The following is a 19,880-nucleotide window of genomic DNA, read 5'->3' on the forward strand; positions in this document are numbered from 1 at the left end:
ACCGAGTGCAAACATTCCTGAAAAGCTAATCTCAATAGTAATTTGTAAATCGTAAAAACCGTAAATAAAATGACATCACAAAAATCACAGAACAGCAATATGCTGCTTGCATTCCTCACCCTGCTGGGAGTTATTGTACTGGTTGCAGTTGTCGGTTTCTTCATGCTCCGCAAAGGTCCGGAAATCATTCAGGGACAAGCTGAGGTAACTGAATACCGCGTCTCAAGCAAAGTGCCGGGACGTATCCTGGAGTTCCGTGTAAAAGAGGGACAAAAAGTCCAGGCAGGAGATACACTCGCCATCCTGGAGGCTCCCGACGTAATAGCCAAAATGGAACAGGCTCGCGCCGCCGAAGCGGCTGCACAGGCACAGAACGAAAAAGCCATCAAAGGAGCGCGTCAGGAACAAATTCAAGCGGCTTATGAAATGTGGCAGAAAGCAATCGCCGGTGTCGATATAGCTGAAAAATCATATAAACGTGTCAAAAATTTATTCGACCAAGGAGTTATGCCGGCACAGAAACTGGACGAAGTCACCGCACAACGTAATGCAGCCATCGCAACCGAAAAAGCGGCAAAGGCCCAATACACGATGGCAAAGAACGGTGCCGAACGTGAAGATAAAATGGCTGCAGCAGCTTTGGTGGACCGTGCCAAGGGAGCTGTTGCCGAAGTGGAGTCGTACCTCAAAGAAACTTATTTGATTGCCCAGGCAGCCGGAGAGGTTTCCGAGATATTTCCCAAAGTGGGCGAATTGGTAGGTACCGGCGCCCCCATTATGAATATCGCCATAATGGACGATATGTGGGTGACTTTCAATGTACGTGAGGATCTGCTAAAAAATTTGACCATGGGATCAGAATTCGATGCTATCGTACCCGCATTGGACAATCAGACCATTCGCCTGAAAGTGCATTATATGAAAGATCTTGGTACATACGCTGCCTGGAAAGCAACCAAGACCACCGGCCAGTTCGACTTGAAAACATTCGAAGTAAAAGCGACTCCGCTTGAAAAAGTAACTAATCTGCGTCCCGGAATGTCAGTCATCATCAAGAAATGAAAGAAAGAGAAAAGAAATATATAGCCCTGTGGTTAGTCATGAAACGCGAATGCCACCGTCTCGTGTCTCGCCCGCTCTATCTCTTCTGCATGGTGATAGCTCCGCTGTTTTGCTATATTTTCTTCACCACGCTGATGGACTCGGGGTTACCGACCAATATGCCCGTTGGCGCTGTAGACCTGGACAATTCTGCCAGCTCACGAAACATTCTCCGCAATCTGGACGCATTCGGGCAAACAGCTGTCGTGGCGCATTATAGCAGTGTTAACGAAGCACGTACAGCTATGCAGGAAGGCAAAATCTACGGATTTTTTTATATACCCAAAGGAATGTCGGCCGATGCCCAGAGTCAACGCCAACCCAAATTATCTTTTTATACCAACAACTCCTACCTGATTGCCGGCTCATTATTGTTCAAGGATATGAAGATGATGTCCGAACTTGCCTCAGGAGCTGCCGCCCGTTCAGTTTTATATGCCAAGGGAGCAACGGAAGATCAGGCGATGGGATATTTACAACCCATTGTCATCGATACACATCCGATACAAAATCCTTGGTTAAATTATTCGGTCTATCTATGCAATACGCTTGTTCCGGGGGTATTGATGTTGTTGATATTCATGGTAACAGTATTTTCCATCGGTGTGGAAATCAAGGACCGCACGGCCCGGGAGTGGCTGCGACTGAGCAACAACTCCATCTACATCGCATTGGCCGGTAAGTTGCTTCCACAAACCGTGGTATTCTTTATCATGGGTATATTTTACAATGTCTATCTGTATGGATATCTGCACTTCCCATGTAACAGCGGAATTCTTCCGATGCTATTGGCAACCCTCTGCCTGGTATTGGCATCGCAATGTTGCGGTATCCTGATGATAGGCACACTGCCTACCCTTCGCCTCGGTCTGAGCTTCGCTTCGTTATGGGGAGTCATTTCTTTCTCCATTTCAGGCTTCTCTTTTCCGGTGATGGCCATGAATCCGGTATTGCAGGCACTCAGTAACCTGTTCCCATTACGCCACTATTTCCTGATCTATGTAGACCAGGCACTCAACGGATACAGCATGGCTTATTCCTGGTCAAACTATATGGCATTACTGATTTTCATGTTACTTCCGTTCTTCGTGGTACATCGGTTGAAGGAAGCTTTGATATATTATAAATACGTGCCCTAATGAAAGATATAAGTTTAAAAGATAAGATAACACAAGGCATCAATGACCTGTTTTATATCTGGAAGCGGGAATTTCGTACTACATTCCGCGACCAGGGGGTATTGATCTTTTTCGTACTCGTTCCATTGGTATATCCATTGATCTACAGTTTTATTTATACCAACGAAGTGGTTCGTGAAGTGCCTGCCGTGGTAGTAGATGACTCGCGTTCATCACTCAGCCGCGAATATCTGCGTAAAGTAGATGCCACCCCCGATATACAGATTGTGGCTTATTGTGCCGATATGGAAGAAGCCAAACAAATGCTCAAAGACCGGCTGGCATATGGCATCATTTACATTCCGAAAGATTTCAGTTCGGACATAGCTCTGGGCAAACAGACACAAGTCAGCATCTACTGTGATATGAGTGGACTGCTGTACTATAAAAGTATGCTTTTGGCCAATACTGCCGTGTCATTGGACATGAACGAAGATATCAAAATAGCCCGCTCGGGCAATACGACCGACCGGCAGGACGAAATCACTGCCTACCCTATCGAATATGAAGACGTAGCGATGTTCAATCCGACCAATGGCTTTGCCGCTTTCCTGATACCCGCCGTGTTGATCCTGATCATTCAGCAAACCTTATTATTGGGTATCGGACTTTCGGCCGGCACGGCACGCGAGAACAACCGCTTTAAAGATTTGGTACCCATTAACCGCCATTATAACGGTACTTTGCGCATTGTATTGGGTAAAGGATTAAGTTATTTCATGGTATATGCCTTGGTATCTGTCTATGTACTATGCGCCGTCCCCCGTATGTTCAGCCTCAACCAGATAGGACAACCCGGCACACTGGCCCTGTTCATACTCCCCTATCTGATGGCCTGCATCTTTTTTGCCATGACTGCATCTATCGCTATCCGTAACCGGGAGACATGCATGCTGATATTCGTATTCACCTCTGTGCCTCTATTATTCATCTCAGGTATTTCCTGGCCGGGAGCTGCCATACCTCCATTCTGGAAATACTTCTCTTACATATTTCCATCAACTTTCGGTATCAACGGATTTGTGAGAATCAACAACATGGGAGCAACACTGAGTGAGATTCCATTTGAATACAAAGCGTTATGGATACAGACCGGCTTCTATTTTCTGACCACTTGCTGGGTATACCGTTGGCAGATTATCAAGAGCCGTAAACACGTCATAGACAAATACAAAGAAATGAAAAATAGAGGGAAAGAATTCTTTTCATAATCACATACGTGTGTATATTTATTCCGGATTTACCCGGAAATGTCTGCTATGACAGTTCTGCATAAAAATATATCGAATAGCTTTTGCTTGAAACAAAGATAATTAGTACATTCGAAGCGTCTATATCTTCATGCAGAAGATGTAAACAGAGCACATACAATAATAAAACACATGTTATGAAAAGAAAAATGATGTCCCTATTACTCGCATTGGCGGTAATAAGCGGAAGTAGCGTGTACGCTAAAGTGATTGACGTAATGTCTCCCAACGGAGCCATTAAAGTATCGGTAGACATCAAGGACCGGATTTATTATTCGGTGTCCTATGATAATGACCAGTTATTAAAAGATTGCTATCTCAACCTGCAACTGCAGAATGAGACGCTAGGTACGAATCCCCACTTACGGAGCACCAAACGTGGAACCATTGACGAAAGTGTAAAACGTGAAATACCTTTCAAGAATGCGATCGTAAGAAATCACTGTAATACCCTGAGAATGAATTTCAGCGGAAATTATGCCGTTGAATTCCGCGTATTCGACAATGGTATCGCTTACCGTTTTGTGACAGATAAAAAAGGAGATAACATCGTAATGGGGGAAGACTTCGCAATTAACTTTCCAACCAATTATAAAGCTCATCTTTCCCAACCGGATGGCTTTAAAACCTCATACGAATGCCCATATACTCATGTAGATACCGAAAAGTATGCTGCTACCGACCGCATGAGTTACCTGCCTGTATTGATAGAAACGGATAAAGCATATAAAATACTGATATCTGAAGCCGACTTATCCGATTATCCCTGTATGTTCCTTAAAAGTACCGGTAAGAACGGAATGCAGTCTATTTTTCCCAAAGCACCTTTAGCCTTCGGAGAAGATGGTGACCGTAGCCTCAAGATTACCGAAGAAGCCGATTACATTGCCAAGACGGACGGCAAACGTTCATTCCCCTGGCGCATGATGGTGATTTCGAAAGAAGACAAAGAACTGATTGAAAACGAAATGGTGTATAACCTGTCTGCCCCTTGTGTTCTTGAAGACTACAGTTGGATCAAACCGGGACAAGTGAGTTGGGAATGGTGGCACGACGCACGCCTCTATGGGGTAGATTTCCGTTCGGGTTTCAATATGGATTCCTATAAGTACTACATTGACTTCGCATCCAAGTTCGGTATTCCTTATATCATCATGGACGAAGGATGGGCGAAAAACACACGTGATCCGTTTACCCCCAATCCCACCATCAATCTTACCGAACTGATAAAATACGGAAAGGACCGCAACGTAAAAATCGTACTTTGGCTACCATGGCTGACTGTCGAGAATCATTTCGACCTCTTTAAAACATTTGCCGATTGGGGCATCGCAGGAGTGAAGATCGACTTCATGGACCGCAGTGACCAGTGGATGGTAAACTATTATGAACGTGTAGCCAAAGAAGCCGCCAAGCATAAACTGTTTGTAGATTTTCATGGTGCTTTTAAACCAGCCGGACTTGAACGCAAATATCCGAATGTGCTTTCCTATGAAGGCGTATTGGGCATGGAACAAGGTGGTAATTGCAAACCTGAAAACAGCATTTATCTGCCCTTTATGCGTAATGCCGTGGGACCGATGGATTTCACTCCGGGTTCAATGATCTCTGCACAGCCGGAAGACAACCGTTCCACCCGGGCCAATGCCATGGGCTCAGGAACACGTGCTTTCCAAATGGCTCTTTTCATCATCTTCGAAAGTGGTCTGCAAATGTTAGCCGACAACCCGGTTTACTATTACAGAGAACTTCCCTGTACCGAATTTATCACAAGTGTTCCCGTCACCTGGGATGAAACCAAGGTCCTCTATGCCAAAGTAGGTGAAGCAGTCGTCGTAGCCAAACGAAAAGGAGAACAGTGGTTCATCGGAGGTATCACCGGCAATCAACCACAAAACATCGAGATCGACCTCGGATTCATTCCGGCAGGACAATCATTCACATTAACCTCATTTGAAGATGGCATTAACGCTGACCGTCAAGCAATGGATTACAAGAAAAAGGAGTCTACCGTGAACAATCAAACCCGCATGACATTGAAAATGGTACGCAACGGGGGATGGGCCGGAACAATTAAAATGAAATAGAATATAAATCAAGTTCATCATAGAACACACAGAGTCTTCATCTCTTGTTAATGGAATATTTATGAAAAAAGTTTCTCTGTGAAACTCTGTGTCACTCTGTGGTGATATGACATATTACAAAAATGAAAAAGCAAATCATACACCGCTGGATGCTGATGGCTGTCTTCTGCCTCGGAGCATCATTGATAGGAATAAATGCCCAAGAAAAAGACTGGGCTAACCTGCAACGTTATGCACAACAAAACGCCGAACTTCCGAAACCGGACAAAAACGAAAAGAGAGTGGTCTTTATGGGCAATTCCATCACAGAAGGATGGGTAAACACTCATCCTGATTTCTTTAAATCCAACGGTTACATCGGCCGGGGCATCGGCGGACAGACTTCTTACCAGTTCCTGGTACGTTTCAGGGAAGATGTCATCAACTTATCTCCTGCACTGGTAGTAATCAATGCAGCCACAAATGATATTGCCGAGAACACAGGAGCATATCATGAAGACCGCACTTTTGGCAATATTGTTTCGATGGTGGAACTGGCAAAAGCCAATCATATAAAAGTGATATTGACCACCACTTTACCGGCTGCCGCTTTCGGTTGGAATCCTGCCATTAAAGATGCTCCTCAAAAGATAGCTTCACTCAATGCACGTCTGAAAGCCTATGCCCAAACAAATAAAATTCCATTCGTCGACTATTACTCTTCTATGGTGAGCGGTAGCAACAAAGCTTTGAATCCGGCCTATACCAAAGATGGTGTGCATCCCACTTCCGAAGGATATGACGTTATGGAGAATCTTATTCAACAGGCTATAAACAAGACTTTACGATAACCATATTCAAAAAGGAAATTATGAAACCGTTTATCTCTTTTTGTCTTTTATTGTGTATTTGCTTAGGTAAACTATATGCGCAAGGCGTAAATATCGTATACATAGGCAACAGTATTACCCAAGGCGCATTATTGAAAACTCCGGTAACGGAGGCGCCTCCGGTACAGGCGAGTCAATACATCGAACAAGCAACCAAGCAATCGGTCGCTTTTCGAAATTGTGGAGTAAGCGGAACGACTACTCTGGATTTTCTTCCAATCGCAGAAAGACAATTTCCGAATGTAAAATCTGCCGCCCAAGAATTGAGTCAACGTAAAGGAACACTGCTTTTTTCCATTATGCTGGGCACGAATGACAGTGCTTGTAACGGTCCATTCGGTTCTCCGGTGGAACCGGTGTCCTACTATACCAACATGAAAGCGATTATCGACGAACTCCTTTCTTTGTATCCGGAATGCAAAGTGGTGATTCATCAACCAATCTGGTATAGCCCGAACACATATAACGGTGCCATGTATCTGGCTGCCGGCCTCAAGCGACTGAAAAGCTACACTCCCATGATCCATAAACTGGTAGACTACTATTCACAGGCAAACCCCAATCAAGTCTTTTGGGGAGATACGGCTGCTTCCGATTTCTTCCGGAACAATTATCAGAGTTATTTCACGCCGGAGAATGGAAATGCAGGTACTTTTTATCTGCACCCGAATAAAGAGGGAGCCGGTATCTTGGGTAAATACTGGGCAGAGGCTATCCTAAAGGCAATATAAACAAATACATCCTCTCAAAGGGGCGCCGCAGATTCGCACAGACAACACCGGTAACTGACCAGTTCTTTATCTTTTAAACCGTGCGGATCTGTGGTGCTACCCTTAAGTAATTCCTTCATTTACATCATTTAACACACTTCACTTTGTTTAGTTACGACCGTTCCGTAGCTTTGTAATATAAACGTAATTAAATATACTCCATGGAAAAGTTGACAATGCAAGAAGAAGAAGTGATGATCTACATTTGGGAACTGGAAAGTTGCTATGTGAAAGACATCGTTGCCAAGTTTGAGCAACCTACTCCTCCCTACACCACGGTGGCTTCCATCGTGAAGAATCTCGAACGGAAAAAATATGTAAAGGCACAGCGTGTAGGAAACACGTATCTGTACACTCCGTCTATTAAAGAAAGCGAATACAAACGAAGTTTCATGAGTGGAGTCGTACGGAACTACTTTGAAAACTCTTACAAAGAGATGGTCTCTTTCTTCGCCAAAGATCAAAAGATATCGACCAACGACCTGAAGGAAATCATCGACATGATTGAGAAAGGACAAGAAAAATAATCGCTAATACCCTGAAAAACATGACTCCCGAACTGGCATATTTTCTGAAAATAAATATAGCAATTGCTTTATTCTACGCCTTCTATCGGTTGTTTTTCTACAGAGACACCTTCTTCCAATGGCGAAGGACAGCTTTGCTTTGCTTCCTTGTCATTTCTCCGCTCTATCCGGTACTGAACATTCAGGAATGGATCAGATCGCACGAACCGATGGTAGCAATGGTCGATTTGTATGCAACAATCGTATTGCCCGAAATCGAAATAACTCCCGAGGTTAGGGCTGCGGACTGGCAAAGTATCATTTTATCTACAGTAAATATCATCTATTGGTCAGGGGTCACTTTACTTTTAGTACGTTTCTTCGCTCAGCTTGCCAGTATTCTACGGTTGCGTCTTCGTTGCCGGAAAGATCAGATAGAAGGAATACCCGTCTATCTGCTGGATAAAGAAAGTGGTCCTTTTTCTTTTTTTCACTGGATTTTCATTTATCCGCAGGCACACCCGCAGAACGAATTAAGTGAAATCCTGACTCACGAAGGAACACATGCCCGCCAAAGACATTCCATAGATGTGATTATCAGTGAGCTAATGTGTATTGCCTGCTGGTTCAATCCTTTCATGTGGTTGATGAAGCGGGAAGTACGAAACAATCTGGAATACATGGCGGATAATCGGGTGTTGGAAGCCGGACATGATTCAAAGTCCTATCAATATCATTTGTTGGGACTGGCACATCAAAAGAGCGCGATCACCCTTTCCAACAGCTTCAATGTGTTGCCGCTGAAGAACCGTATCACGATGATGAACAAAAAGAGAACCAAGGAGATAGGACGAACCAAGTATCTGCTATTTATCCCCTTGGCTCTTGCTTTGATGATAGTGAGCAACATCGAAGCAGTGGCACGTACCACTAAAAGTATTGCACAGGAAGTGATGCAAACCGTAGAAGAACAGATGGAACCCGAAAACGCTGTTGCTGTTAAGGAAAGCACTTCCTCTCCCCAGGCAGCCAATCATATTTCACAACCTCAAGAGAGCGGCATAGCCGAACAGCCCGCCCAAGAAGAAAGCCGGGAGCAAATCGTATTCGAGGTTGTGGAGAAAATGCCGGAGTTTCCGGGCGGCGTAAGGAATATGAATCATTTCATCAACAGCCATCTTCGTTATCCGGTGATCGCCCAGGAAAACGGAACACAAGGCCAAGTCATCGCACAGTTCGTAATTCAGGCAGACGGTACACTCTCTGACCTGAAAATAGTGAAAAGCGTAGACCCGTTGCTGGATGCCGAAGCCATGCGCGTGATAAAAGAGATGCCTAAATGGCAACCCGGGAAACAAAGAGGAATAGCTGTTGCCACCAGGGTCACAGTGCCGATACGATTCCGACTGATGGATTCCGATTCCGCTCCGTCAACAGACAGCAATAAGAATCAGGAGAATACCATATTCGATGTGGTTGAACACGCGCCGGAATTCCCCGGCGGAATGGAAGCCTGCCTGAAATATATGTATAAAAATATAAAATATCCGGCAGTCGCAATGGAAGCGGGAATACAAGGACAAGTTGTCATACAAATAGTCATTGACAAGGACGGGAAAATACATGATCCCAAGATAGTTCGGGGAGTATCGCCGGAACTGAATGCCGAAGCGATCCGCGTGATAAGCAACATGCCTCAGTGGATACCCGGAAAACAAAAGGGAAAGAACGTGGCAACCCGATTCACACTTCCGGTCCGCTTCCGCCTGGCTTAGTTTCTAAGCCTCTAACCTGAAAATCATTTTAATAAAAACAATATGAAGAAAATCACATTTATTGCTATTCTTTTGCTGTGTATCTGTAGCCTCACAAAAGCTAAAGAGAAAGTTATAGAGCAACCCCCATTCATCGCCTGGACCAGTACCTCTATTCAAGTGGACAAAGTTGTTCTCAGCGACACAGCTACGGTGCTTTATATCAAAGCATTCTATCATCCCAAGCAATGGATCAGGATTTCCGGACAAAGTTTCCTGAAGGACAATAACGGAGAAACTTACGCTCTGCGTTCGGGAATCGGTATCAAGCCCGACACGGAATTCTGGATGCCCGAATCCGGAGAAGGAGAATTCCGCCTGGTATTCCCACCGATCCCGGCCTCGGCTACTTCGATCGATTTTTCAGAAGGAGACAATGTTCAAGGTGCTTTCAAGATATGGGGCATTCAGCTGAAAGGCAAAGCCCTCCCGGAACTTTTGTTACCTCAAGAAGCCATCGTACATAAAATCGACATCAACGACGAATTGCCCGAGCCCAAAATTGAATATAAAGACGCTACTATAAAAGGACGGATTCTGGATTATCGCCCGGGACTCGTCAGCAAAATTGTACCGATTATATTCGATCCGGTAAAAGGTGCCTACGAAAGCGAAGAAGTAAAAATAAACAATGACGGTACATTCGTCACGAGAGTGAAAGTGCCGACCACCACATCGGCTGCCATCCGCCTTTTTGGTAAAATGATAACTTTCTATGCCGTACCGGGCGAAGAGAGCAGCATCATTATCAATACCCGTGAACTTTGCCGACAGCAATCCAAGTTTCATAAGGATGACAAACCTTATGGCGAAGCCGTTTATTTCGGCGGAACATTAGCCGGCCTGTCACAGGAATATTCGAACTGCACCCTAAAAACCTCCATTCTAAATGATTACCGCCAATTATTCAAGGATGTAGCAGGAATGGACGCCGGCGCTTACAAAGACTTTATCTATGGAAAGCGGGCCAATCTCCTGGCATCCATAGAGAAAGCTCCAATCAGCAAGGCTCTCAAGGCAGTGTTGGGCAATCAAGTGGATGCCGAGGCTGCCCAAGCCATCTCCCTGACGGAAATGGTTATCAAGCAAGCCTACACCATGGAGCACAAAATGAGCAAAGAAGAGGCCAGGGAATACTTTAACACGGCTCAGATAGAACTGCCTGAAAATTATTATGCGAATGCTTTCAGACCGCTCGCTTCCATCAACACCATGGCAGCACTCTATAACTCCAAGCTCTCCGAACTGATTCCGTATTATCTACGCCGCCGAACCGATGAACTGACCAAAGCCTGGGGAACCGACAAAGGAATCTACTTCGATATCAACAAAGCAGGCGAACTCTATTCGTCCATCAAAGAGTTCACCCCGCTGACTGCCGAACAGGAAGTGATACTTGCCACTCTTCCACCTGCCTGTCAGAATGAAGTGCGGGACGCCAACAACCAACTGCTGAAGACCCTTGAGGCCAATAAAAAGAAGACAGGGTTCACCATCAACGAAGTTGGTGACGTCAGCAATGAAGAGCTGTTTTCATCCATCATCTCTAAGTACCGGGGCAAAGTGATTCTGGTAGACTTCTGGGCAACCTGGTGCGGCCCCTGCCGCATGGCCAATAAAGCAATGTTGCCACTGAAGGAAGAGTTGAAAGGAAAGGACATCGTTTACCTTTACATTACCGGCGAAACCTCCCCCCTGAAAACATGGGAGAACATGATTCCGGATATCCACGGTGAGCATTTCCGTTTAACGGATGCCCAATGGAGTTTCTTAGGTGATAAATTCGACATAAGGGGCGTACCCACCTATCTCATCATCGATCGGGAAGGAAATGTCAAACACCAAAAGACAGGATTCCCGGGTGTAGCCCAAATAAAAGAGGAATTGATGAAAGTATATGATTAACCCTCCGGACAACAAACAATAAACAAAGAACGATCGGCTCCTGCCTATGGGACAAGGAACCGATCGTTCATCATTTAAAAGCGCTTATCGTTACTTATGTAACTCCACAATCTTCGTGGGAGCCATTTCTACATTCCGCTTATCTACCTGACGTACCACGCTGGCAGCCAGTGCGAGGAATGCACGACCTGTAACCGTATTTTCATCCAAAGCAACCGGAGTTCCTTTATCGCCTCCTTCACAGATACTCTGAACAATCGGAATCTGTCCCAACAGCGGAACGTTCATCTCTTCGGCCAACTTCTTGGCACCTTCTTTTCCGAAAAGATAATACTTGTTTTCCGGAAGTTCGGCCGGAGTAAACCAGGACATATTCTCCACCAATCCGAGGATGGGGACGTTCACTTTATCATTAGTGAACATGTTGATCCCCTTGCGGGCATCGGCCAAAGCTACAGCCTGCGGAGTGCTGACAACAACAGCACCTGTCAGTGCCAGTGTCTGGACTACCGTCAGGTGAATATCGCTCGTACCCGGCGGAAGGTCGATCAGGAAATAATCGAGATCTCCCCAGGCGGCATCCCCGATCAACTGTTTCAACGCATTGCTCGCCATACCCCCACGCCATAAAGTGGCCTGGTCGGGATCGACAAAGAAACCGATAGAAAGCAGTTTCACGCCATACTTCTCGACAGGAATAATCATATCGCGTCCGTCTATCTTCTCAGCGTAGGGGCGAGCATCTTCCACTTGAAACATCTTAGGCATGGAAGGACCGAAAACGTCGGCATCCAGTAGACCGACTTTATAACCCAACTTAGCCAACGCTACAGCCAGGTTGGCCGATACGGTAGACTTACCCACTCCTCCCTTACCGGAAGAGATGCCGATGATATTCTTCACATGGGGCAGCAATTTGCCCACTTCGGGACGTGCAGCCTGTACTGTTTTCACACTGATATTTCCAACTATCTCCACCTCTTTGCCCACATGAGTAAGAATAGCTGTTTCGGCAGCTTTTATCACCGACTTCATAAACGGATCGGTCGGTTTTTCAAAAATCAGGGAGAATGAAACCTTCATTCCCTCTATACGGATGTTATCCTCCACCATACCGGCCTCCACAAGATTCTTTCCGGTTCCGGGATAACGCACTGTAGCCAGTGCATCGAGTATTAATTTAGGATAGATTGTCATAGTTTGTATTATTTAGATGTCTGCAATCCGCTCCGCTTGCTACGATTATAGCTCCGGTACGAATCGAGTTCAATTTCAATATCCGGTTCTCTGAGTTCTCCTTCCTGCGGCAACAGGAATTTGATGTACTTAATGCTTAAACCGCGATCGAGCCACTGTTGTTCATAATAGGTCTTGATACCCAGAATATCGTCTACCAAATCAGAATGATAAAGATCTTCGGTGATAAACTCTACCGGCAGTCCGTTCTCCTCAATCATATATTTGGTATAAGTGAACATGAAGTTGCTGTCAGTCTTCAGATGAATGATTCCATTGGATACCAAAAACTTACGGTAGCGTTCCATAAAATAGGTAGAAGTCAGTCGCTTGGTAGCTTTCTTCATTTGCGGATCAGAAAAAGTCAGCCAGATTTCGCTCACTTCTCCTTCTGCAAAAAAGCGGTCGATGATCTCGATGTTGGTACGCAGGAAAGCCACATTCTTCATGCCGGCCTGAAGAGATTCGGTAGCTCCCGTCCACATACGGGCGCCTTTGATATCTACCGCGATAAAATTCTTATCGGGAAACATCCGCCCCAGTCCGACGGTATATTCGCCACGTCCGCAACCCAATTCAAGTACAATCGGGTTATCGTTCTTGAAAAACTCTTTGTGCCATTTTCCCTTCATGTCAAAAGGCACATTGTCCACTGCCGAGTAAGGATACTCAAAGACATGCGGATAACTTGCCATATCGGCAAACTTCTCTAATTTATTTTTTCCCATTCAATAAAGTTAAATCGTTTCTACCCAACCGGTATAGTTATAAAACACCCGGTCGTTAAATTGCTGGCGGAACAACGCATATTTGTCAATGCCGGTACAGTGACAGACTCCCAGACGTTTGGGAAGTTTCATACCCAGAAAGGCCGAAATCACATTGAACTTCTCTTCTTCCGCATTGTGAATATGAAAGCCTCCCATCACCAGTTTGAGTCCCAATCCCGGAAAGGCATTCTGCACGGCACGAATGATATTGGTAATCCCCCGGTGTGAACAGGCACTCAGTACCGAAAGAGACTTTTCGCCCTTCAACACCAATGCCAGTTCATCTTCAAAAGTATCGGGACGCATCTCTCCTTCTATCTCCGTAAAGAAGTGTTCGAAGTGAGTGTCGTTCCTGTCCACCACCTTGACGTCCGGAAACGCAAATACGCCCGGTACAATCTCCGTAGTTTCGTCAACCAGCCAAAAGCGCGACTTATCCAATGCTTCGGGATGAAGCATTCCGTTCTCACGCTCGTTCTTGAACTTTTTCCGGAATACCTCACGCTTGCAAACCACCTTCGCTACACTGTTCATCTTCAGAAAGGCATAAAGCCCCCCTGTATGGTCACGATGTCCGTGAGATAACACCACATATTCCACATCGCTCAGATCGAGTCCCAACAGGCGGGCATTCCGGAGAAACAGATCCGAAGCACCGGTATCGAACAGCACTTTGTGTTCCCCCGCTTCAACAAGCAGGGAAAGCCCATGCTCTCCCTGTAATCCCTTACCGTAAACACTGTTTTCCGCGAGGGTTGTTATTTTGTAGTTCATTTATCGAACGTTTATTCAACAATAGTCACCCATCCGTGAGTATCGGGTTCGTCACCATACTGGATGCCACGCAATTTATTATAAAGCTTCTCACAAACCGGTCCCGGCTTTCCATCTTTCGAAATCACATACGACTTGCCATTCTCAAGGTCGTCAATACGTTCGATCGGGCTGATAACGGCAGCAGTACCACAAGCTCCCGCTTCTTCGAAAGTGCTCAACTCTTCTTCGGGTACCGGACGGCGCTCTACTTTCATGCCCATATCTTCCGCCAACTGCATCAAGCTCTTATTGGTGATGGAAGGAAGGATGGAAGTAGACTTCGGAGTGATGTAGGTATTGTCTTTAATACCAAAGAAGTTGGCCGCACCACATTCGTCAATGTATTTTTTCTCTTTTGCGTCCAGATAGAACTCGCAGGAATAACCCAAGTCGTGAGCCTTCTTATTGGCGCGCAGACTGGCTGCATAGTTTCCACCGACTTTGTAGATACCGGTTCCGTGAGGCGCAGCACGGTCGTACTCGCGGATAATGACATAAGGATTGGTAGAGAAGCCACCCTTGAAATAAGGACCGACCGGTGTGACAAATACAACAAACATATATTCATCTGCCGGATGGACACCCACCTGGGCACTGGTTCCGATAAGCAACGGGCGAATGTAAAGAGAAGCTCCACTCTCGTAAGGAGGAATAAAGCGTTCGTTCAATTTTACCACCTTCAGGATAGCTTCCTTGAAACGTTCCGTCGGCAATTCAGCCATCATGATGCCCTGACAGGTGGACTGCAGACGCGCAGCATTCTCCTCCAGACGGAAAATACGCACTTTGCCGTCTTTACCACGGAAAGCTTTCAAACCCTCGAAGGCTTCCTGACCATAATGCAGGCAAGTGGCAGCCATGTGCAGGTTCAACACCTCGCTACTGCTTATTTCGAGTTCGCCCCATGCGCCATTACGGAAATTGATTCTCACATTGTAGTCTGTCTTCATATAACCGAATGACAGATTAGCCCAGTCTATTTCTTTCATATCGTTAGTTATTAGTTATTTTCGATTGAGCAACAAAAATAACCTTTATTCTTCAGATAGCCTCTTTTCTTGCAGTAATTTTTCAATTTCCTGATCTGCCTTTGTCAGCTTTCCGGTACAGAAAGCTATTATTTCATTGGCTTCTTTTATTTTTTCACTCAGTTCGTCAATCTCCAGTTCGTTACTGTCTATCTGCCGAACAATCTTTTCCAGGCGTTCTATAGCCTGTGAATAGGTCTCTTTCTTCTTGGCTGGCATATTACTATTTTACTATTATACAGGAAACCCCTCCTCCGCAGAGCAGGCAGAGAGGTTACCGGATGATTTGGAAAAACATTTCAAACGGCATGGACTTATTCGACTCTCGACATCACTTCTCCTTCGTAAAGGCGGGTTATCAGCTCGTCTCCCGATTGCAGGCAGGCAGCACTCTTCACCGCCTTCCCGTCTTTCAGAGTGATGCTATACCCTCGTTTCAACAGCTTCTGAGGCGAAGCGTCCGCAATGCGGTTCTGTAAAAGTTCCAGCCGGTGGTGCTGTCGGGCCAATAAAGTTTCGGCAGCATGCGAGAGATTGCTTTTCGCCATCTGCAACTTTATCCGCGATTCCGACAGTTTACGCATCACTTGTGACGGTATGCGTGCCTGTAGCAAAGCAAGCCTCCTGCGTTCTTGCTCCAGGCGGTAGAAAACACGGGCATGCAGTTCTTCGGCCAACGCCCCGAGCCGGTCTGCCGCCTCTTCCATCCGGTCGATCAGCAGTTCGGCCGCTGCTGTCGGAGTTTTCACGCGGGTATGGGCTACAGAATCGAGTACGGTATCGTCCCGCTCGTGTCCGATGCCGGTTATGACAGGCAACGGAAACTGTGCACAGGCAGCAGCCAACAGATAAGTATCAAAGCCGGACAAATCGGAAGTGGCACCTCCACCACGGATGATAACCACCACATCGAACTCGTCCACCCGGGCATTCACTGCATCGAGGGCAGCCAATACAGACTCCTCCACCTGGTTGCCCTGCATCAGGGCGGGAAAAAGTTCCGTACGGAAGTAGAACCCGCGCGGGTTGTGCTGCAACTGATGGCAGAAATCGCCATAACCGGCTGCCGTAGCCGAAGAGATGACCGCAATGCGTTGTGGCAATAACGGCATCTCCAACTCTTTGTTCAGCGTCAACACCCCTTCTTCTTCAAGCTGCCTGAGTATCTCCCGGCGGCGGCGTGCCATATCGCCCAATGTATAGGTAGGGTCGATATCCTGCACGGTCAGGCTGTAACCATACAATTCATGGAAAGCAACCGTCACCTTGACCAGCACCTTTATGCCGGAAGTAAACAACTGTCCGGTGGACTCCTCAAAATAAGGCTTCAGCAGCCGGTAGATGTTAGCCCAGATCGTTCCTCTTGCCTTGGCTATCAGATTATTGCTGCGAGGATCTTTCTGGACAAACTCCAGATAGCAATGCCCGGTACTGTTTGTACGGACATCGCTCAACTCCGCCTGTACCCAGTATTCATCGGGCAGGCACTGCTCCAGACTCCGCCGGACCAAGGCATTCAGTTCATAAAGAGAAAGCGTGTCTTGCATATCTTATTTTTTCTTCGAAACAGATTGATAAGCTTTCCACAGATCGGGCACTCCGTATCCGTAGATATTGTCGGGGAAATCGACCCGATCGCCGGATTGACGCACCAGTTCGATGATTTCCTTTGCAGTCAGTTGCGGACAAGCTTGCCACAGGCAAGTCACCATGCCGCACAGGATCGGTGAAGCAAACGAGGTTCCACTCGCTTTACGCAGATTACCGTTTGTCCCCATCACATCCGAGTTCAGCCCCACGGCAACGACATCGGGTTTCACGCGATTATCGGCTGTGTTGCCGATAGAAGAAAACGAAGCCAACACGCCTCTCCGGTCGATAGCACCTACCGTCAGCACATTCTCCGCATCCCCCGGTGTCGTGATTTTCTTCCATGAAGAGGCACCCGAATTACCGGCACTGCACACCAGTACGATTCCTTTATCCGCCATTTTCGACGCCTGGCGGGACATCAGTGCATGGTGTCCGTCCAGGTCACGATACTTATAGTTCTTGGTAGAATCATCAAAGGTGAAATATCCCAATGAAGTATTCACCACATCTACTCCGACACTATCGGCAAACTCGACAGCCGCCGCCCAGTAGTCCTGCTCCACCAAATGCTCGGACGCTTCGTCTTCACTGCGGAGCAACCAATAAGAGGCTTCGGGAGCCGTACCCACCATTACATAAGGATCATTCATCGCCATGCAGGAGAGGACGGCCATTCCGTGCGATCCTTTGGCGTAGATATCGCTTCCCGGTTCCACGAAATCTTTCGTACCCAGGATGCGGATGTTTTTCATAGCCTCTATCTTGTCCACGTTATGATATCCGGCATCGATCACGGCAATGGTCATGCCTTGTCCCTTAAATCCGGCCTCATGCAATTTTTCGCCGTTACTGATTTCTATCTGCCGGAGGGCAGGACCGTAGTAGTTCTCACTCTTGAGCGGACTGTTCGCCAGGGAGTCCCGTTTATCTTCCGCTGCAGGTTTCGACGGGGCAACCCATACCTTCTCGGTAGCACGCACAAAAGGCAGCGCGGCAATTTCGCCTATCACGGCACTGTCGTTACATGACACGGTGACGAAATTATCCCATTTTCCCATAGCCACAATCTTCACTCCCTTGTCGCGGATGGCATCCACATACCGACGGCAGACCGGCAGATCGGTAGAGTCGACAGGCAACTGCTGACGCTGGCGGCGGGCGATGGCTTTTTCCGACAAGAATTTCTCGGGATGATCCAGTGAATAAGTGGTCGCAGCCTTATCTTTCAGGCTGATGCGATACTTTAACGTATCCTGTTGTGCCGGCGCTCCCAAAGCAACGAAGACCAAGGCAATAAGTGCTAATTTTTTCATCTCGTATTTTTATTTTTGTTTTTGTTTCTATTTCCAGTCTTTGTTCTGTTCAATCACTAACCCGATACCACGTTGCGAAGCGATAAACGCACCACCCAACACCCGCCGGCCTTCATAAAACACGGCCGACTGCCCCGGAGCAATCGCCGACGCCTCCGCCAAAAAACGAACCAGCAGACGCCCGTCTTCAAGCCTCTTCACCCGGCAAGGAATCGGACGGCTTCTGTAACGGATGCGCACCGCCAGGTCCGGACACGCAAACAATTCATCCTCATCCACAATGTTGTCTTGCTCCGCCACCATGTATTCGGCTCTCAACTGCCCGGCATCACCCAGCATGACGGTGTTCTTCTGCGGATTGATTTTCAAGACATAGGCCGGTTTTCCCAGTGCGATCTCCAGTCCTTTACGCTGTCCGATGGTATAATAAGGGAAGCCTTTGTGCTGCCCCAGCTTTACACCTTCTGAACTGACAAACCATCCCGGACCTACCTCAGCATCCAACTCCGGACACTGTTCGCGAAGAAAATCGCGATAGTCTCCTTTAATAAAGCATACCTCCATACTCTCCCCTTCCTTCGACTTGGCTTCATAGCCTTTCTCACGCAGATAGTCACGGACGGTCTGCTTGGTATAGTTACCCAAAGGAAAAATGCAACGCCGCAGCACGTCCTGTCCCAGTCGCCAGAGGAAATAGGACTGGTCTTTCTTGTCATCATCACCGGCAACGATATAGATATGTCCGTTCCGCTCTTCCAACCGGGAGTAATGACCGGTGGCTATCCAGTCGCACCCCAGCTTGTCAGCCCATTCTATCAACATCCGGAACTTAAATAACGGATTGCACATCACGCAAGGGTTCGGCGTACGCCCCTGACGGTACTCGTCTATAAAGTTTTTGACAATGGTATTTTTAAAAGGAACGCGTTCATCGGCCACATAATGCTCTATCCCCATACGTGCCGCCAACTCCCTGGCATCCTGCGGCTCGTCACCCCAGACACGCATGGTGACACCCACTATCTCATATCCCTGCTCTTGCAGCATCAGGCAGGTGGCGGTGCTGTCTATCCCCCCACTCATACCGACAAGAACACGCTTCTTGGATTCTTTCATATTCATTCTCTTTTTACGAAGAATGCAAATGTACAAGATTCCCGGCAGAATACAATCAATTGGACAAGTTAGTATACAAACTTTAAAACTACAGGGGGCATAACAGACCTCATGTCATGGCAATGTCTCCTACATATCCATGAACAGAACACTTGTAGAACGATGCTTTTGTCTTTCTGTCAATTTGATATCAGAACCTCCCTACATTTCGGTTTTTCGGGCCGACGGAAAGCTTCGTAAGAAAAAACGGCCTACACGCAATCAGCCGATTATCCTTTTAGCAGCCAATCGGACAATAACCATACAATAAGAAGCGGAAAGACACAGAAAGAGACCAGTAGAGAAGGCGAATCGTAAAAGGAGGAGCTTTTTATCACCTCCCAAAGCTCTCTTAGCGACTAACAACCGGAGAGGAATCGGGCACTTTAGAAGTAAGATTCCGGAACAATAGGAGATATGAGTGAAAACATTAGGAGATATTTTGAAAACATATAAGTATTTTCGGAAAATGTAACCGTCTTTTGGAGC

At 46.6% G+C, this 19,880-nt stretch carries 17 protein-coding genes; 9 read left to right on the plus strand and 8 right to left on the minus strand.

Annotation, left to right across the window (positions count from 1 at the left end; translation table 11 throughout):
- Positions 1 to 69 precede the first annotated feature (69 nt).
- The 9 genes from BSHG_RS00500 (at position 70) to BSHG_RS00460 (ending at position 11,480) form a co-directional block, all read left to right on the plus strand.
- On the plus strand, positions 70 to 1,062 hold the full coding sequence (locus BSHG_RS00500; protein WP_005799152.1) for an HlyD family secretion protein: 993 nt from the start codon (positions 70 to 72) through the stop codon (positions 1,060 to 1,062).
- On the plus strand, positions 1,059 to 2,240 hold the full coding sequence (locus BSHG_RS00495) for an ABC transporter permease (protein WP_005804173.1): 1,182 nt from the start codon (positions 1,059 to 1,061) through the stop codon (positions 2,238 to 2,240). Before BSHG_RS00500 ends, BSHG_RS00495 begins: the two co-directional genes overlap by 4 nt.
- Positions 2,240 to 3,490, plus strand: a complete 1,251-nt coding sequence (locus tag BSHG_RS00490; RefSeq protein ID WP_008661699.1) for an ABC transporter permease — start codon at positions 2,240 to 2,242, stop codon at positions 3,488 to 3,490. The genes BSHG_RS00495 and BSHG_RS00490 overlap by 1 nt, the downstream gene beginning before the upstream one ends.
- A 176-nt stretch (positions 3,491 to 3,666) precedes the next feature.
- Complete coding sequence (locus BSHG_RS00485) at positions 3,667 to 5,616, plus strand: glycoside hydrolase family 97 protein (RefSeq protein WP_005804175.1); 1,950 nt, start codon at positions 3,667 to 3,669, stop codon at positions 5,614 to 5,616.
- A 149-nt stretch (positions 5,617 to 5,765) separates the two neighbouring features.
- Positions 5,766 to 6,446 carry an SGNH/GDSL hydrolase family protein gene (locus tag BSHG_RS00480; RefSeq protein ID WP_005791713.1) on the plus strand — a complete coding sequence of 227 codons (681 nt, stop codon included), beginning with the start codon at positions 5,766 to 5,768 and terminating at the stop codon, positions 6,444 to 6,446.
- Positions 6,447 to 6,466: 20 nt separating this feature from the next.
- Positions 6,467 to 7,216, plus strand: a complete 750-nt coding sequence (locus BSHG_RS00475) for an SGNH/GDSL hydrolase family protein (RefSeq protein WP_008661702.1) — start codon at positions 6,467 to 6,469, stop codon at positions 7,214 to 7,216.
- A 200-nt stretch (positions 7,217 to 7,416) separates the two neighbouring features.
- Positions 7,417 to 7,782 carry a BlaI/MecI/CopY family transcriptional regulator gene (locus BSHG_RS00470; protein WP_005791717.1) on the plus strand — a complete coding sequence of 122 codons (366 nt, stop codon included), beginning with the start codon at positions 7,417 to 7,419 and terminating at the stop codon, positions 7,780 to 7,782.
- A gap of 20 nt (positions 7,783 to 7,802) precedes the next feature.
- The gene (locus BSHG_RS00465) at positions 7,803 to 9,536 is read left to right on the plus strand and encodes a M56 family metallopeptidase (protein WP_005791719.1); all 1,734 of its coding nucleotides are present in this window, start codon (positions 7,803 to 7,805) and stop codon (positions 9,534 to 9,536) included.
- A gap of 42 nt (positions 9,537 to 9,578) precedes the next feature.
- Positions 9,579 to 11,480: a TlpA family protein disulfide reductase gene (locus tag BSHG_RS00460; RefSeq protein ID WP_008661704.1), complete on the plus strand. Its 1,902-nt coding sequence runs from the start codon at positions 9,579 to 9,581 to the stop codon at positions 11,478 to 11,480.
- Between the two features lie 90 nt (positions 11,481 to 11,570).
- Here BSHG_RS00460 and BSHG_RS00455 read toward each other — a convergent pair whose 3' ends face one another.
- From BSHG_RS00455 to mnmA, 8 genes are all read right to left on the minus strand, one after another.
- Complete coding sequence (locus BSHG_RS00455; RefSeq protein ID WP_008661706.1) at positions 11,571 to 12,677, minus strand: Mrp/NBP35 family ATP-binding protein; 1,107 nt, start codon at positions 12,675 to 12,677, stop codon at positions 11,571 to 11,573.
- Positions 12,678 to 12,685: 8 nt separating this feature from the next.
- On the minus strand, positions 12,686 to 13,444 hold the full coding sequence (gene trmB, locus BSHG_RS00450) for a tRNA (guanosine(46)-N7)-methyltransferase TrmB (RefSeq protein ID WP_005791725.1): 759 nt from the start codon (positions 13,442 to 13,444) through the stop codon (positions 12,686 to 12,688).
- Between the two features lie 9 nt (positions 13,445 to 13,453).
- Positions 13,454 to 14,260, minus strand: coding sequence for an MBL fold metallo-hydrolase (locus BSHG_RS00445; RefSeq protein ID WP_005791727.1), 807 nt, complete (start codon positions 14,258 to 14,260; stop codon positions 13,454 to 13,456).
- An 11-nt stretch (positions 14,261 to 14,271) separates the two neighbouring features.
- The gene (locus tag BSHG_RS00440) at positions 14,272 to 15,291 is read right to left on the minus strand and encodes a branched-chain amino acid aminotransferase (RefSeq protein WP_005791729.1); all 1,020 of its coding nucleotides are present in this window, start codon (positions 15,289 to 15,291) and stop codon (positions 14,272 to 14,274) included.
- Between the two features lie 45 nt (positions 15,292 to 15,336).
- Entirely contained in the window at positions 15,337 to 15,549 is a 213-nt protein-coding gene (xseB, locus tag BSHG_RS00435) for an exodeoxyribonuclease VII small subunit (RefSeq protein WP_005791731.1), read from the minus strand.
- Positions 15,550 to 15,644: 95 nt separating this feature from the next.
- Entirely contained in the window at positions 15,645 to 16,877 is a 1,233-nt protein-coding gene (gene xseA / locus BSHG_RS00430) for an exodeoxyribonuclease VII large subunit (protein WP_008661710.1), read from the minus strand.
- 3 nt (positions 16,878 to 16,880) lie between these two features.
- Positions 16,881 to 18,236 carry a S8 family peptidase gene (locus tag BSHG_RS00425; protein WP_008661713.1) on the minus strand — a complete coding sequence of 452 codons (1,356 nt, stop codon included), beginning with the start codon at positions 18,234 to 18,236 and terminating at the stop codon, positions 16,881 to 16,883.
- A gap of 27 nt (positions 18,237 to 18,263) precedes the next feature.
- The gene (gene mnmA / locus BSHG_RS00420) at positions 18,264 to 19,352 is read right to left on the minus strand and encodes a tRNA 2-thiouridine(34) synthase MnmA (protein WP_008661715.1); all 1,089 of its coding nucleotides are present in this window, start codon (positions 19,350 to 19,352) and stop codon (positions 18,264 to 18,266) included.
- Between the last annotated feature and the right edge of the window lie 528 nt (positions 19,353 to 19,880).

It is taken from the genome of Bacteroides sp. 3_2_5 (genome assembly GCF_000159855.2).
In the GTDB taxonomy this organism is placed as follows: Bacteria; Bacteroidota; Bacteroidia; order Bacteroidales; family Bacteroidaceae; genus Bacteroides; species Bacteroides fragilis.

Coding starts and splice junctions, on each gene's coding strand:
- BSHG_RS00500 (WP_005799152.1), top strand. CDS start 70: ATGACATCACAAAAATCACAGAACAGCAATATGCTGCTTGCATTCCTC.
- BSHG_RS00495 (WP_005804173.1), top strand. CDS start 1,059: ATGAAAGAAAGAGAAAAGAAATATATAGCCCTGTGGTTAGTCATGAAA.
- BSHG_RS00490 (WP_008661699.1), top strand. CDS start 2,240: ATGAAAGATATAAGTTTAAAAGATAAGATAACACAAGGCATCAATGAC.
- BSHG_RS00485 (WP_005804175.1), top strand. CDS start 3,667: ATGAAAAGAAAAATGATGTCCCTATTACTCGCATTGGCGGTAATAAGC.
- BSHG_RS00480 (WP_005791713.1), top strand. CDS start 5,766: ATGCTGATGGCTGTCTTCTGCCTCGGAGCATCATTGATAGGAATAAAT.
- BSHG_RS00475 (WP_008661702.1), top strand. CDS start 6,467: ATGAAACCGTTTATCTCTTTTTGTCTTTTATTGTGTATTTGCTTAGGT.
- BSHG_RS00470 (WP_005791717.1), top strand. CDS start 7,417: ATGGAAAAGTTGACAATGCAAGAAGAAGAAGTGATGATCTACATTTGG.
- BSHG_RS00465 (WP_005791719.1), top strand. CDS start 7,803: ATGACTCCCGAACTGGCATATTTTCTGAAAATAAATATAGCAATTGCT.
- BSHG_RS00460 (WP_008661704.1), top strand. CDS start 9,579: ATGAAGAAAATCACATTTATTGCTATTCTTTTGCTGTGTATCTGTAGC.
- BSHG_RS00455 (WP_008661706.1), bottom strand. CDS start 12,677: ATGACAATCTATCCTAAATTAATACTCGATGCACTGGCTACAGTGCGT.
- trmB (WP_005791725.1), bottom strand. CDS start 13,444: ATGGGAAAAAATAAATTAGAGAAGTTTGCCGATATGGCAAGTTATCCG.
- BSHG_RS00445 (WP_005791727.1), bottom strand. CDS start 14,260: ATGAACTACAAAATAACAACCCTCGCGGAAAACAGTGTTTACGGTAAG.
- BSHG_RS00440 (WP_005791729.1), bottom strand. CDS start 15,291: ATGAAAGAAATAGACTGGGCTAATCTGTCATTCGGTTATATGAAGACA.
- xseB (WP_005791731.1), bottom strand. CDS start 15,549: ATGCCAGCCAAGAAGAAAGAGACCTATTCACAGGCTATAGAACGCCTG.
- xseA (WP_008661710.1), bottom strand. CDS start 16,877: ATGCAAGACACGCTTTCTCTTTATGAACTGAATGCCTTGGTCCGGCGG.
- BSHG_RS00425 (WP_008661713.1), bottom strand. CDS start 18,236: ATGAAAAAATTAGCACTTATTGCCTTGGTCTTCGTTGCTTTGGGAGCG.
- mnmA (WP_008661715.1), bottom strand. CDS start 19,352: ATGAAAGAATCCAAGAAGCGTGTTCTTGTCGGTATGAGTGGGGGGATA.